This window comes from Pseudomonas fluorescens (assembly GCF_902498195.1).
Taxonomy (GTDB): Bacteria; Pseudomonadota; Gammaproteobacteria; order Pseudomonadales; family Pseudomonadaceae; genus Aquipseudomonas; species Aquipseudomonas fluorescens_BU.
In genome coordinates, this window is record NZ_CABVIY010000007.1 from 446,486 (window position 1) to 460,056 (window position 13,571).

The window sequence follows — 13,571 nt, forward strand, 5'->3', positions numbered from 1 at the left end:
GAATGCGATTCCCTGTAGGAGCTGCCGAGTGAAACGAGGCTGCGATCTTTCGATCTTTAACAGCCATAAAAAAACCCCTCTTGCGAGGGGTTCTTTATGCAGCAGTACCCAATATCAGGTCATCTGAATGATGGTCTGCATGATGGTGCTCTGGGTGGAGATGGTCTTGGCGTTCGCCTGGTAGTTGCTTTGCGCCTTGATCAGCTCGACCAGTTCATTGGTCACGTTGACGTTGGACTCTTCCAGGGAGTTGGAGCGGATCGAGCCCAGGGTGCCGGTTTCCGGTGCATCGTAGCCTGGAATACCCGAAGAATAGGTTTCTTTCCAGCTGGTGCCGCCCACTTGCTGCAGACCTTGTTCGTTGGTGAAGCTGGCGAGCGCGAGCTGGCCGATCGGCTTGGTCTGGTAGTTGCTGAAGTTGGCCAGCATCACACCGCTGCCGTCGATGGTCAGGTTGCTGATTTGGCCAGTGGCGTAGCCGTTCTGCGCAGGAATCGAACGTGCGGTATCGGCGTTGAACTGGGTGGTATTGGACATGGCGATGGTGATGCCTTTCGGGTCAGCTGCGGCGCCGTTTGTCGCCCACACACCGTTGGTCATTTTACCCGGTATCCATCCCGTGATTGTCAAATCAGGGCTTACGCCAACGGGCGTCACCAGCTTGCCGCTCGTGTCGAATTTCAGGACCGAAGCAACCGGCGCGACGACAGTAGGGTCGGTGCCATTCGGGTTGCGCCCGTCAATCAGGGTATAGGTATCCCACGTGTTCGGGCCCGTCTTGACCATGAATTGATCCAAGCTGTGCTCATTACCCTGAGTGTCGTAAATCGGGGTACTGAACTGCTTGGTGAATGTCGCCGCCTTGGTCGGATCGAACTTGTTGGCAGCCACAGTCTGGTCGATAACCGGCTCCGAAGAATTCAGGTTGATCGTCGACGAAACCGTGGTCGTTGTTTTCGGTGCCAGGTTGGAGGTGTCGATCCGCAGGTCTTTCAACACACCATTGACGATCTTGCCATTGGCATCCACGCCGTAACCCTGCACGCGCGACGAGCCGTCGGAGTTGGTGACGTAACCTTCCTTGTCGACCTTGAACGTACCGGCACGGGTGTAGGACAGCGAGCCGTTGTTGTTCAGCACGAAGAAGCCGGAGCCGTTGATACCCATGTCCAGCACGTTACCGGTGCCGCTGGTGATATCGCCCTGGGTAAACTGCTGGGAAACACTGGCCAGGCGCACACCGCTGCCGACCGTGTTCTTGCCTGTACCCAGCTTGGTTGCCGAGTACACATCTTCGAATTCCGCGCGGGACGATTTGAAGCCGACCGTCGCCACGTTGGCGATGTTGTTGCCGGTCACGTCCAGTTGTTTGTTGGCTGCATAGAGACCGCTAAGGCCGATATTGAAAGACATATTCCACTCCTTTGTGCCGTATTAGTCGGCTCTATATACCAATGGTTTGCACTTTGGACAGGGCGATGCTGCCCAGCCCGGCCAGATTGAGCATCAACTCGCCGCCGGTCTGGCTGATGGTGACGCTGTTGACGGTCGCCGGCAGGTTGGTGACCAGCGCCACGGCCTGGTCATCGATGGTGGTGTTCGCCGTGAAGGTGTAAGTGCCCGATGCCACCGCGTTGCCGGCTTCGTCCTTGCCATCCCAGGTGAAGCTGGCATTGCCGGCTTTCTGGTCGGTCAGCTCGAGGGTGCGAACGACCTTGCCGTCTTTGTCGGTGATCTTCAGGGTGGTCGAGGCCACCGATTGCGGGATCACGATCGAACCGGTCAAGCTCTTGCCGCTTTCGACCACGGCCTTGTCACCCGGCGCAATGACCGAACGGCCCACCAGGGAGGAAGCCTGCAAGGCCTGAGACGAGTTGTAGTTGCTGGCGATGCCGCTCACGGTGCTGTTGAGCGTGGTGATGCCTTCCAGGCTGCTGAACTGCGCCAGCTGCGCCACGAACTCGCCATTGCCCTGGGGCTCCAGCGGGTTCTGGTTTTTCAGTTGCGTCACCAGCAGTTGCAGGAACGCATCCTTGCCCAAGGCCTTTTTGCCGGTCGCACTGCCAGCCGCCGAGGCCAGGCTGTCATCGGTCTTGGTCTTGACTGCGGAGTTGGCCAGGATGTCGTTGAGGCTCAAGCCACTGGTGGTATCGGAAACACTCATCTGAGTCGCCCCTTATCACTGACCGAGGGTCAGGACTTTCTGCATCATGGTTTTGGCGGTGTTCATCATTTCGGCGTTGGTCTGGAACGAACGGCTCGCGGAAATCATGTCGGCCATTTCTTCCACCACGTTGACGTTCGGGTAGTAGACGTAGCCCTTGGCATCGGCCGCCGGGTGGTTCGGTTCGTAGCGCGCTTCGAGGTTGCTCTGGTCTTCGACCACGCCCAGCACCTGTACGCCCTGACCCGCCGCGTCCTGGTTCTGGAACAGCGAATCGCTGCCGCCGCTCTGGCTGCCCTGGAACATGGTGGCGAATACCGGGTGACGCGCGCGGTAGGTCTGGTCGATGCTCGACGAGACCGTCTCGGCGTTGGCGATGTTCGACGCGACGGTATTCAAGCGAGTGGTCTGGGCACTCATGCCGCTACCGGCAATGTTGAAAACACTGGATAGAGACATGGCTTACTCTCCGCGCAGGGCTGAAACCAGCCCTTTGAATTTGCTGTTGAGCAGGGTGAAGCTGGCCTGGAAGTTGACCGCGTTTTCCGCGTAGTTCGACTGTTCCAGCTGGGCGTCCACGGTGTTCTGGTCGATCGAGGGTTGCATCGGCGTGCGGTACATCAGCGACTCGTCGCCATTGCCCAGGCCTTCGGCTTCGATATGCCGGCTGTTGGTCATGTTCAAGGCGAACGTGCCGTTTTTGGCTTTATCGCTCTGCGCCTCGAGCACTTTCGAGAACTCCAGGTCCCGGGCCTTGTAGTTCGGGGTGTCGGCGTTGGCAATGTTGTTGGCCAGGACTTCGGCACGCTGGGCGCGGAAGCCCAGTGCCTTTTCGTGAATGCCGAGCGCGTTATCGAAGCTGATGCTCATGTCGGGAAACCTTCGGGTGACCTGATTTTTCGTAACATGGACATAGCAAGCGTCATGCCAATTCAAAAAAGCCCGTAAACCGGGGCTTTGCGGGCAACGGCAAGGCGGCAATGCCAGAAAAGCGGCAACCGGCTTCCGCTGGATGCCGCTTTTCTGCCGCTCAACTCCATTTTCAAGAACACCACCTGACCCCGTGGGAGCGGGCTTGCTCGCGAATGCGGTGTGTCAGTCGACATCCACATTGACTGAAGCACTGCATTCGCGAGCAAGCCCGCTCCCACCATGAATTTTGACAGGCATAAAAAAACGGGAGCCCCTTGAGGACTCCCGCTCTTCGATCACACCCACCCGTCATTTAGCCTGGTAAATAATCCCCGGGCTGCACTGGACCATCTGGTAATGATCCGGCAATCCATTCAGCGCTTCGGACGCGCCGAGGAACAGATACCCGCCCGGCTTCAACGTGCTGTGAATGCGCAGCAGAATGTCCTTCTTCACTTCGGCAGAGAAGTAGATCAGGACGTTGCGACAAAACACGATGTCGAACTTGCCGAGGCTGGCGTAGCTGTCCAGCAGGTTGAAGGAACGGAACTCCACCCGACTCTTGATCGGCGCCTTGATCGCCCAGCGTCCCGGCCCTTTCGGGTCGAAATAACGCTGCAAGCGCTCGGGCGACAGGCCGCGGCCGATGGCCAGGCTGTCGTACTCGCCCGTCTTGCAATTATTCAGCATGGTGCCGGAAAGGTCGGTGGCCACAATCTGCACCCCCATCTTCAACTGGCCCATGTTGACCCGCTCGAACTCGTCGATGGACATCGACAGCGAGTACGGTTCCTGGCCCGACGAGCACGCCGCCGACCAGATCCGCAGACGCTGGCCGGGACTGGCCTTGATCGATTCAGGCAGCACCTTGTTCTTCAAGACTTCAAAGGGATAGGTATCACGAAACCACAGGGTTTCGTTGGTGGTCATCGCGTCCACCACCATCTCGCGCAACCCGCTGCGCGGCTGGGTCTGGATGCGCTGGACCAACTCACCCAGGGACTTGATGCCTTGCTGCTCCATCAGCTTGTTGAGACGGCTCGAGACCAGATACTGCTTGTTTTCACCCAGCAAAATGCCACAGGCTTTTTCCAGGAATACCCGGAACTGTTCGAAATCCAAATTACCCGTAGACAATGCTGCCGCCTCTTAAATCGTGTTGACTGCCAGGGACCGGACGCCCCTAGCTGATGTCTGCTGCTTTGATCCGGTCGACTACCCGGGATGCCAGGTCATCAGGACGGAATTTGGCCAGGAAGTCATCGGCACCGACTTTCTTGACCATCGCCTGATTGAATACGCCCGACAACGAAGTATGCAGGATGATATGAAGCTTTTGCATGCGAGGGTCGTTGCGGATCTCGGCCGTCAGGGTGTACCCGTCCATCTCCGGCATCTCGATGTCGGAGATCATCATCAGGAACTCTTCTTCCGGCTTCTTGCCCTCATCGACCAGTTTGCGCAGGTATTCCAGCGCTTGCCGGCCGTCGTTCAACGCCACCACCTCGACACCCACGGTTTGCAGGCAACGCGTGACCTGCTTGCGCGCCACCGATGAGTCATCGACCGTCAGCACACGCAGCGAAAGCGCCTTGTGCTGGGTTTCGACATCCACCACGCCGACGGAAATCGCTTCCGGTGTCGGCGCCACTTCCGCCAGCACCTTCTCGACGTCGATGATTTCGACTAACTGATTGTCGACCCGAGTCACAGCCGTCAGGTAATGATCGCGGCCGGTGCCCTTGGGTGGCGGATGAATCTCTTCCCAGTTCATGTTGACGATGCGTTCCACCGAGCGCACCAGGAAACCCTGGGTCTTGGTGTTGTACTCCGTGATGATCACGAAGGGATTGTTCTTGTCCTTCAAGGCTCCGGAGCCGGTTGCCATTGCCAGATCAAGGATCGGTATGGTCGCGCCCCGAATATTTGCCACGCCGCACACGACAGGACTGGACTTGGGCATCAGCGTCAGTTGGGGGCATTGCAGCACCTCCCGAACCTTGAAGACGTTGATCCCATACAGCTGCTGGCCGTCGAGACGGAACAACAACAGCTCAAGACGATTCTGTCCCACCAGTTGCGTGCGCTGGTTCACCGAATCCATTACACCCGCCATGCCCAGACTCCTACACCAACGCTAAGTGTTGTTGCGACGCACATTCATCTCTAAACGGCACGGCGCTTGCTTTTTATCTTTCCATGAACACAGAACCGACATTTTTCCGACGCCCCGTCACACCCTACCGCAGAATCCTCGGCGTGATGGCGGCTGTGTGCCTGTTCAACACTGGCAACCCTGCCCTCGCGGACACGGTTACCTTGCCTGACATGCTTATCGGCGTCACCCAGGGCTTTCTTGAGTTCACCGTAGAAGACTATCTGGCCACCAGTCAAACGGAGGGTCGCTACGAAATCCAGGTCAACCAGCTCGACCCGCGCCTGCGCATGCCCATGTGCGACAAGGAATTGACAGCCAGTTTGGAGAGCCCGGCCAAGCCATTGGGGCGGGTGACAGTCAAGGTTCGTTGCGAGGGATCATCGCCGTGGACCGTCTTCGTACCCGCTCAAGTCCGCCTGTTTCGCGACGTCGTGACGACCTCGCGGCCCCTGCGCCGCGCGGGCATTGTCGAGCCTGGCGATGTCACCCTGCGCGAGCGCGATATCAGCGTCATCAACCAGGGCTACCTGACCTCCCTGGACCAGGCGATCGGGCAACGACTTACCCGACCAATGGTCGCCGATCAGGTCATCACGCTGGTGCATCTTGAACAGGCGGAAGTCATCCGCAAGGGCGACCAGGTGGTGATTACGGCCCGCAGTGGTACGCTCAGCGTGCGAATGCCCGGCGAAGCGCTGTCCAACGGCGGCATGGCCGAACAGATCAGGGTAAAGAACCTCAACTCCCAGCGAGTCATCAAGGCGCAAGTCACCGCGCCGGGCCAGGTGGAAGTGTCTATGTGATCAATCCTGCGAGGCCCTGTGTTCGTGAAGATGTGGCGCTGGCCATGGCTGTTCCCTAAACTGTGCCCATGCAAGGCAAGCGGCGGCATGCGCAAGCTCATTGATAAATGAGCCTAAAGTTTTTCAGGGTATGGCCGAAAACATGGCAAGCGTCCAAATTCCCAGAGGTTTTTTATCATGGTCATCGATTTCAGCCGTTTGAACAGCTCCTCGTCACTTACGGGCAGTACACGTACCAGCGTTGCCAAGGAAACCGCCGATGCCGGCAAATCCGCGCCGCTGAATACCCCGGCCGAACAGGCCACTACCGCCACCGCCGGGGAATCGGTACATCTCAGCAATGAGGCTCAACAGTTGCAAAAGGTCACGGATACGCTGCGCGATCAGCCTGTCGTCGACAAAGCCCGCGTGGCCGAGTTGAAAGCAGCGATTGCCGATGGCAGCTATAAAGTCGACAGCAACCGTATCGCCAGCAAACTGCTCAACTTCGAAGCCCAGCGCTAGGCCACGGCCCGCGCCAGGCTTTTGGACGCTTAAAACCCAAGGCCAGCCATGCACGACACTAATTTACTGCAACTGATCACCGACGACTTTGCTCCAGCGCAACAACTGCTGGAATTACTGCGTACCGAATCCCTCGCCTTGCATGGTCGCGACATGTACCTGCTCGAAGACATCCTGGCGCAGAAGCAGGCATTGATCATTTTGCTCGAACAGCATGGCCGCAAGCGCAGCGAAATCCTCGCCAGTCTCAACCTGCCCACCAACCGCATCGGCCTTGAGCAACTGGCCAGCCAGTCGAGCGTGGGCGACACGTTGCTGGCACAAAGCGACGTGCTGACCGATCTTCTGACCCAATGCCAGGCCGCCAATGCCAACAACGGCCAGTCGATCCTGGTGCAGCAGGCCGCCACGGCCACCCAACTGAAAATCCTGACCGGCGGTGAACCTCCAGCGCTCTATGACGCCAGCGGAACGTTTTCCAAGCTTGTGAAACCGCGCCCGCTCAGTCAGGCTTAGGCCCGTCGATGAGCACGCCCTATCAAGACGCGAAACATGCTGGCAAAATGCTGGCTAGCCGTAGTCAAAATTTGTCTGGAGATTGATTAACCGTGTCCAATGCCTTAAATGCGGAAGATGCTCCGCAGCCACCCAAGGTGCTCAGCACGCCCCTGGAAATCTCCGGCACCCTTCGCCAGCTGCAAGAAAGCCATGACCCGCTGATCATCACGTTCCACGAGCGCAGCCAGCGCTTCCAGAGCTATCTGGTGGACATCGACCGCGACAGCAACATGATTGCCCTGGACGAAATGATCCCCCGCGACGGCGAACGCTACCTGCTGGCCGGCGAACCGTTCAAGGTCGAAGGCTTCCACGAAGGCGTACGCATCGCCTGGGAAAGCAACGGCTCGCTGGCCATCGATGAATCCGGTGACACCCGCTGCTACCGTGGCACGCTGCCCGATGAAGTGGTCTACCACCAGCGCCGCAATGCGTTCCGCGCGGCCTTGAAACTGGCGCAACTGGTCGACGTCGATCTGGATGGCGAGAAACTCAAGGCTCCCATCAGCGGCAAATTGCTGGACATTTCGGCCACCGGATGCAAATTGCGCTTCGCTGGCGACATCACCGGCAGCCTGCAGCTGGGCCAGGTCTATGATCGTTTCATGGCCGCCCTGCCCTTCGGCAAGATGACCGCGCCGGTCGAACTGCGCTACCTGCACTTCGAAGAAAAAATCTCCACCACCTTTGCCGGCGTACGCTTTCATAACATGAGCGGACTGGTGCAACGGCAGGTCGAGCGGTTCGTCTATCAGTTGCAACGCGAAGCGCGGCGCTTCGACAAAGACGACCTCTGATACAACGCCTCAACAAAAAACGGGCAGTCCCTTGCGGTGACTGCCCGTTTTTTATGCCTGAAGGTTACGGCCTGGCTTCGGTAAAACTTTGCTCGCGCCCCGAATCCGGTTCCTCTTTGGGTGCATCGGCTTGCGGCTCCGATTCGGGCGCCGGTTCAGCAGGCGGCGAATTCTGCATCTGATCCTGCACCACTTGCTCGTCGACCCGAGGGTCCAGGCAAGCCACCAGTGGCGAACTGGACATGCTGTCCGGCATGGCCACGTGGTGCAACGGCGCATCGTCTACCTGATGCAGATTGGTGACCGCTTTCGGGCGAATTCGCCACACCAGCACCAACGCGAAGAAACTGAAGAACGCATACAGCATCTGACTGCCGAAAAGCTTCATCAGCACCCCCGCCGCCAGCGGACCGATGCTGGCACCGACGCCATAGGTGACCAGTAACATGGCCGTCAGCGACACGCGACGATCGGCCTCGACATGGTCGTTAGAGAAGGCGACTGCCAGCGGATACAAGCAGAACTTCACCAGCGAACAGAGGAAGCCGGCAATAAACAGCACCTCAAGCGGCACCTGCTTCAAGATCGCCAATGGCAATGCAGCAAGCGCGAGGATGAAGGCAAAACTGCGGATCAAGAGCGCCCGGTCATAACGGTCGGACAACCAGCCCAACGGCCACTGCACCACAAGGCCGGCGAAAATGCAGCTCCCCATGAACAGACCGACCTGTTCCGTGGACAACCCCTGCTGCGAGGCATACAGCGGCGCGAGACCGTAGAACGAGCCGATGATCAGCCCCGCCCCCAGCACCGTGCTCAATGACTGAGGGACTCGCTTGATGAAGAATCGCGGCTCCATGGGCGCCGGGTGCAGTGGTGCCGGATGGATGCGCCGAGTCAGCGCCACCGGCACCAGGCACAGCGCAAAGCACAAGGCGACCAGCATTAACAGTTCCAGGCCCAGGCCCGGGTGCATGACCAGAATCAGCTGACCCAACACCAGCCCCAGGTACGAGGCAATCATGTAGCCGCTGAATACGGTGCCGCGCTGCGAGGCTTCGGCCTGCTCATTGAGCCAACTTTCGATGACCATGTACTGGCACATCATGCCCAGGCCGACAATGACCCGCAGGAAAATCCAGGCCGGCAGCCAGTCGACCAACCCATGTCCGAGCACCGCTGCGCCGACGATCCCGGCACAGGCCGAATAGGCGCGAATGTGCCCGACGCGGGCAATCAGGCGATGGCCAATCTTGCCGCCCAGCACCAGGCCGAAATAGTTGGCGGCCATCAATGCGCCGACCCATAAGCTGTCGACGTGATCGGCCGCCAGGCGCAAGCCCAGGTAGGTACTCAGTAAGCCGGAGCCGATCAACATCATCAGCGAGGCGAAATAAAGCGCTCGAAAGGGTTTCCAGATTTGGCGCATCGGCGTTCCGAGCGGCTCCTTGCAGTGAGAAACGGGTTACCGAACGATAGCCCGATATAGACGGTGCGTCAGGCCTGGGCGGCTAGAACACGCCGTTCCCAGGGGGTAATTTCATCAAGGAAGCTGGTCAGCTCCAGGGTCTTCGAAGCGATGTAGCCTTCGATGAACGTCTCGCCGAACAGTTCCTTCGCCAATTGGCTACGTGTCAGACGCTCCAGCGCCGCATGCAAGGTACAGGGTAATGAAAGATTGTCAGGCACCTTGAATTCACCCTGGATCGGCTCGCTCGGCTCCAGTTTATGCTCAATGCCATGCAACCCCGCGGCCAGGCTGGCGGCGATCGCCAGATACGGGTTGGCGTCCGCCCCGGGCAATCGATTTTCGACCCGACGAGCGACCGGTGAACTGGCCGGAATGCGCAAACCCGCCGCCCGATTGTCATGGGACCAGCAAGCATTATTCGGTGAGGCATAGGGGTGGCACAAGCGCTGGTACGAATTAACGTTCGGCGCAAACAAGGCCGTGAAATCCGCCATGCAAGCCTGCTGACCGGCGATGAAATGACGAAAAATCGAGGTCGGCTCACCGGCTTCGTTACTGAACACGTTTCGTCCCGTGCCGGTGTCGACGATGCTCTGGTGAATGTGCATCGAACTGCCTGCGGTATGTGCCAGCGGCTTGGCCATGCAGACCACCGTCAGGCCATGCTTGAGCGCGACCTCCTTGAGTAAATGCTTGAACAGGAATGTCTGGTCGGCCAGCAGCAACGGATCGCCGTGCAGCAGGTTGATCTCGAACTGGCTGACGCCCATTTCGTGCATGAAGGTATCGCGAGGCAAGCCCAGAGCCGCCATGCACTGGTAGACCTCATTGAAAAACGGCCGCAAACCATTATTGGAACTGACACTGAACGCCGAATGCCCCCCCTCGCGACGACCATCCAGGCCAACGGGCGGCTGGAAAGGCTGAGTCGGATCGATATTGGGCGCGAACACAAAAAACTCCAGTTCGGTTGCGACCACCGGCGCCAGGCCAAGGGCTGTGTAACGCGCGATGACCGCCTTGAGTTGACCACGAGTCGACAGCGTTGAGCTTTCGCCCGTCAATTCGTCCGCATCGCAAATGGCGAAGGCTCGCGGTTGCTTACTCCAAGGCAAGCGATGGATTTGCGCGGGGTCTGGAACCAGCGCCAGGTCGCCGTCGTCGCTGCCGTAAAACCGGGCTGGCGGATATCCGCCCATGATGCATTGCAGCAGCACACCCCGCGCCATCTGCAAACGCCGTCCCTGGAGGAAACCCTCGGCGGTCATCACTTTGCCACGCGGCACACCGTTCAAATCCGGCGTGACGCATTCAATCTCATCAATGCCCGTCAAACGCTCCGCGAGTGATTCCAGGCCATCGGTTGTCATGACGCTATCCTTGTTATTGTGCGGGCCGTGAACGGCGACCCGTACAAAATAGGCTCCGCGTGTTCGGAATATCAAGCAGCGTCAAACAAAAAGCTGCGAGCCCGCAGAACCATCAAGGCAGATAGAGACTGAAAACGCCACCACCCAATGGACCGCCATTACTGATTTCGGTACGCCCGCCGATTCCGTTGCGTTGATGCAAGGCCGCAATCCGACCGGCAAAATACAACCCCAGGCCCGTGCTGCCGCTGCTGTGGTTGATACCCTGCACGTAATCCGCCTGACGCTCGATCATGTCGGCTGGATAGCCTTCACCGTCATCGTTGATGGTCAGTACCAGCTGCCCGGCTTCGTCGCTGACGCTGATCAACACCGCGTGCCGAGCGTATCGAAGGGCATTGTTGATGCAATTGGCCAGGACCGAGGCGATCAGCTCTCGATCGAAGAAACCCAGGGGACTCAAGGGGTCCACTTCAAAGGTCGCTGCAATACCGCGACTGGCGAATACATCCTGGTGACAGGCCAATTGCGCTTCGATGAAATCGTCCAGTTCATGGTAGGCCGGCTGCAAGGGCATCTGATTGACACCCAGTTTGTACAACCCCAGCAACTGCACGAGCATGCCGTTGAGGTGGGCGAACTCGAATTCGATCACCCCTTGCTCCGGGGTATGACGCGAAGGGTTGGGCAGCTTTGCCAACCATTGGCTGTGGGCCTGCATCAGCATGGCCAACGAGTTCTTCATGTCGTGCACGGTGGAAGCGATCACCGTGGAGAAATCCAGGGTCTGCTGATGGTCATTCATTCGCCAAACGCCTTGCTTTTGAGCTTCTGATAACGCGGATAACGCGCATCGGTATCAGGCATCAGACCGACCATTTTCAGGCAAGTCCGACATTCTTCGAGTTCGGCAGAGGGCACACTGGTGTCGGTGCCATGCAACAGGGCTTGTGCCATGTTGAGCGCGATGCTGATGTTCTTGGGCTGCATCCCCAGGGCCTTGCGGAATACCTCCCGGGCCTCCACCAAATTGCCAGTCTTGTACACGCGCACGCCCTGACGATTGAGATCGGCAGCCGCGTTCCCGGAATTCAGAATGCTTGGATCGTCAGTCAGCTTGGCAATGCCCTTCATGACCGTCGGATCATCGCCGTAGATTTCTGCGCAGTTTTTCAGCATCGAGGCCCCAGCATCGTTTTGCCCCAGCATCTGCAATTGCTTGGCAACCAATAGCGCCGCTTCGGCGCTCATGAACTGCTCCATGCCATCGAGGCGCATCATGGCTTGCTCGGTTAGCTTTTCAGCGGTCTCGGCGTCATTGAGCAACAGACTGGTAGCCTTCATCAGCCGAGCACGGATTTGCAGGCCGGGATCGGACGGATTCTCCTTGGCCACCGCACTCAGAGTCGTGTTGATTTCCAGGCGGGTCCGGGTATCCAGGCCTTTCTCGCTACCTTTGCTGATCAAGGCGTGGGCCAGTCCTAGATTACTTTCAGCATCCTTGAAACGTGACTGGGCACCTTGTGCAACCGCTTGGCGGTAGGCTTTGGAGGCGGTGTCAAAATCTTCGTTGGTCATCGCCAACTTGCCCAACTGCGCCTGGCGACGCACTGCCAGTGGCGACAGGCGAATAGCCTCTTCCAGCACTCTCTGGGCGGATTTGGTGTCCCCCTCGGCGACCAACACATCGGCCATGCCGTCATAGAGTGCCGGCATCATCGGGAAGACTTTCAGGGCTTTCTCATAGATGCCTTTAGCCTGCGCAACTTGCCCCCGTTTGAACAGCAACTTGCCCAGCCCGGCAAACGCCCAGGGTAAAGGTCGATCAGCAATAATGCTGTCGTAAAGACGCTCCAGCGCCTCATTCTGATTCAAGTCGCGCAACGCATCGGCGCGGTAGCGCAGGCACAACGGCGAGTAACGGATGTCTTGCTTGCACAGCGCAATGCAGGCGTTAAGCACCTCTGCCGGTTTCCCACGGTCGAGGGCCTGCAGGATTGGCTTGAGCAGGGTCTTGCGCTGCTCCAGACGCTCAAGGCGCTGGGCCAGGCCAGAACGGTTGAAGGGCTTGGTCAAATAAGCGTCGGGTTCATGCTCCAGCGCGCTGAGCACCATGGCCTGGCTGGTTTCGGCAGTGACCATGACGAATACGCTTTCGTGGCTGATCAGCTTCTCAACCATCAGATCTTCAAGTACCTGCTGACCGTTTTTCTTTCCATCGCCCAGGTGGAAATCCTGCAGGATGAAATCGTAGGACTTCTGCGAGCACATTTTCAGCGCCTGTTCGCCTGTGTCGGCGGTATCGACATCCTTAACGCCCAACTCACGGAGCATGGACCTGACCGAGCTGCGGAAGTCCGAAAAATCATCGACGATCAGAAAGCGCTTTTGGTGATACGACAGCATCGAAGATTTCCAGGCAATTTAAGAGAAGAGCCGAAAGGCAAATACACGAACAAGGTCAGCTTCACCGCCCTTCCAGCGGGCAGATGATAGCTAGTAGCCATAGGCTATCAAGCGATTTCTCTTGAGCTGCGATAACCCTTGTAGGCTACAAGAAGCGAGGATCGCTGTGACCTTATGGTTATCGGCCAGTGGTAGCGTTCTCTTGAAGCAACTGGCGTGTAAATGCGTCTTTGCCTCGCGATAAAAGACGAACAAAGTGGCGTGGAAGCTGGATTTTTCAGACGCCACTTTTTCGCAGGCAAAAACAAAACCCCAACTGCTTTCGCAATTGGGGTTTCGGAATTTAATCTTGACGATGACCTACTCTCACATGGGGAAACCCCACACTACCATCGGCGATGCATCGTTTCACTTCTGAGTTCGGGATG

14 protein-coding genes are annotated in these 13,571 nt (G+C 58.1%); 4 read left to right on the top strand and 10 right to left on the bottom strand.

From position 1 onward, the window contains the following. Positions 1–114: 114 nt before the first annotated feature. From flgE to F8N66_RS25945, 6 genes are all read right to left on the bottom strand, one after another. A complete protein-coding gene (gene flgE, locus F8N66_RS25915) occupies positions 115–1,413 on the bottom strand; it encodes a flagellar hook protein FlgE (protein WP_150772850.1) in 1,299 nt (432 codons plus the stop codon). A gap of 31 nt (positions 1,414–1,444) precedes the next feature. Further along, positions 1,445–2,164: a flagellar hook assembly protein FlgD gene (gene flgD / locus F8N66_RS25920; RefSeq protein WP_150772851.1), complete on the bottom strand. Its 720-nt coding sequence runs from the start codon at positions 2,162–2,164 to the stop codon at positions 1,445–1,447. A gap of 15 nt (positions 2,165–2,179) precedes the next feature. Then, complete coding sequence (gene flgC / locus F8N66_RS25925; RefSeq protein ID WP_150772852.1) at positions 2,180–2,623, bottom strand: flagellar basal body rod protein FlgC; 444 nt, start codon at positions 2,621–2,623, stop codon at positions 2,180–2,182. A gap of 3 nt (positions 2,624–2,626) precedes the next feature. Beyond that, positions 2,627–3,034, bottom strand: coding sequence for a flagellar basal body rod protein FlgB (gene flgB / locus F8N66_RS25930; protein ID WP_150772853.1), 408 nt, complete (start codon positions 3,032–3,034; stop codon positions 2,627–2,629). 351 nt (positions 3,035–3,385) lie between these two features. Beyond that, positions 3,386–4,213 (bottom strand): protein-glutamate O-methyltransferase CheR, encoded by an 828-nt coding sequence (gene cheR / locus F8N66_RS25940; protein WP_150772855.1) that lies wholly within the window; start codon positions 4,211–4,213, stop codon positions 3,386–3,388. Between the two features lie 46 nt (positions 4,214–4,259). Continuing rightward, a complete protein-coding gene (locus F8N66_RS25945; RefSeq protein ID WP_150772856.1) occupies positions 4,260–5,192 on the bottom strand; it encodes a chemotaxis protein CheV in 933 nt (310 codons plus the stop codon). Between the two features lie 83 nt (positions 5,193–5,275). Between F8N66_RS25945 and flgA the strand changes: the two genes are divergently transcribed. From flgA to F8N66_RS25965, 4 genes are all read left to right on the top strand, one after another. Continuing rightward, positions 5,276–6,037 (top strand): flagellar basal body P-ring formation chaperone FlgA, encoded by a 762-nt coding sequence (gene flgA / locus F8N66_RS25950; protein WP_150772857.1) that lies wholly within the window; start codon positions 5,276–5,278, stop codon positions 6,035–6,037. A 177-nt stretch (positions 6,038–6,214) separates the two neighbouring features. Further along, on the top strand, positions 6,215–6,541 hold the full coding sequence (flgM, locus tag F8N66_RS25955; protein WP_150772858.1) for a flagellar biosynthesis anti-sigma factor FlgM: 327 nt from the start codon (positions 6,215–6,217) through the stop codon (positions 6,539–6,541). Positions 6,542–6,589: 48 nt separating this feature from the next. Beyond that, complete coding sequence (locus tag F8N66_RS25960; protein WP_150772859.1) at positions 6,590–7,057, top strand: flagella synthesis protein FlgN; 468 nt, start codon at positions 6,590–6,592, stop codon at positions 7,055–7,057. 92 nt (positions 7,058–7,149) lie between these two features. After that, the gene (locus F8N66_RS25965) at positions 7,150–7,896 is read left to right on the top strand and encodes a flagellar brake protein (protein ID WP_150772860.1); all 747 of its coding nucleotides are present in this window, start codon (positions 7,150–7,152) and stop codon (positions 7,894–7,896) included. 64 nt (positions 7,897–7,960) lie between these two features. Here the strand turns inward: F8N66_RS25965 and F8N66_RS25970 are convergent, their stop codons facing one another. The 4 genes from F8N66_RS25970 to F8N66_RS25985 all read right to left on the bottom strand — a co-directional run bounded on the left by F8N66_RS25970 (position 7,961) and on the right by F8N66_RS25985 (position 13,143). Further along, positions 7,961–9,325, bottom strand: a complete 1,365-nt coding sequence (locus tag F8N66_RS25970; protein WP_150772861.1) for an MFS transporter — start codon at positions 9,323–9,325, stop codon at positions 7,961–7,963. Positions 9,326–9,393: 68 nt separating this feature from the next. Beyond that, positions 9,394–10,635 carry a glutamine synthetase family protein gene (locus F8N66_RS25975; RefSeq protein WP_191623058.1) on the bottom strand — a complete coding sequence of 414 codons (1,242 nt, stop codon included), beginning with the start codon at positions 10,633–10,635 and terminating at the stop codon, positions 9,394–9,396. Between the two features lie 214 nt (positions 10,636–10,849). Then, a complete protein-coding gene (locus tag F8N66_RS25980; protein ID WP_150772863.1) occupies positions 10,850–11,542 on the bottom strand; it encodes a sensor histidine kinase in 693 nt (230 codons plus the stop codon). Further along, on the bottom strand, positions 11,539–13,143 hold the full coding sequence (locus F8N66_RS25985; RefSeq protein WP_150772864.1) for a tetratricopeptide repeat-containing response regulator: 1,605 nt from the start codon (positions 13,141–13,143) through the stop codon (positions 11,539–11,541). Before F8N66_RS25985 ends, F8N66_RS25980 begins: the two co-directional genes overlap by 4 nt. Positions 13,144–13,571 lie beyond the last annotated feature (428 nt).

Excerpts from the sequence above, each read along its gene's own strand:
- F8N66_RS25970 (WP_150772861.1), bottom strand. The coding sequence starts at position 9,325 with ATGCGCCAAATCTGGAAACCCTTTCGAGCGCTTTATTTCGCCTCGCTG.
- flgM (WP_150772858.1), top strand. The coding sequence starts at position 6,215 with ATGGTCATCGATTTCAGCCGTTTGAACAGCTCCTCGTCACTTACGGGC.
- F8N66_RS25975 (WP_191623058.1), bottom strand. The coding sequence starts at position 10,635 with ATGACCGCCGAGGGTTTCCTCCAGGGACGGCGTTTGCAGATGGCGCGG.
- F8N66_RS25980 (WP_150772863.1), bottom strand. The coding sequence starts at position 11,542 with ATGAATGACCATCAGCAGACCCTGGATTTCTCCACGGTGATCGCTTCC.
- flgD (WP_150772851.1), bottom strand. The coding sequence starts at position 2,164 with ATGAGTGTTTCCGATACCACCAGTGGCTTGAGCCTCAACGACATCCTG.
- F8N66_RS25960 (WP_150772859.1), top strand. The coding sequence starts at position 6,590 with ATGCACGACACTAATTTACTGCAACTGATCACCGACGACTTTGCTCCA.
- flgE (WP_150772850.1), bottom strand. The coding sequence starts at position 1,413 with ATGTCTTTCAATATCGGCCTTAGCGGTCTCTATGCAGCCAACAAACAA.
- flgB (WP_150772853.1), bottom strand. The coding sequence starts at position 3,034 with ATGAGCATCAGCTTCGATAACGCGCTCGGCATTCACGAAAAGGCACTG.
- flgC (WP_150772852.1), bottom strand. The coding sequence starts at position 2,623 with ATGTCTCTATCCAGTGTTTTCAACATTGCCGGTAGCGGCATGAGTGCC.
- F8N66_RS25945 (WP_150772856.1), bottom strand. The coding sequence starts at position 5,192 with ATGGCGGGTGTAATGGATTCGGTGAACCAGCGCACGCAACTGGTGGGA.
- F8N66_RS25985 (WP_150772864.1), bottom strand. The coding sequence starts at position 13,143 with ATGCTGTCGTATCACCAAAAGCGCTTTCTGATCGTCGATGATTTTTCG.
- flgA (WP_150772857.1), top strand. The coding sequence starts at position 5,276 with ATGAACACAGAACCGACATTTTTCCGACGCCCCGTCACACCCTACCGC.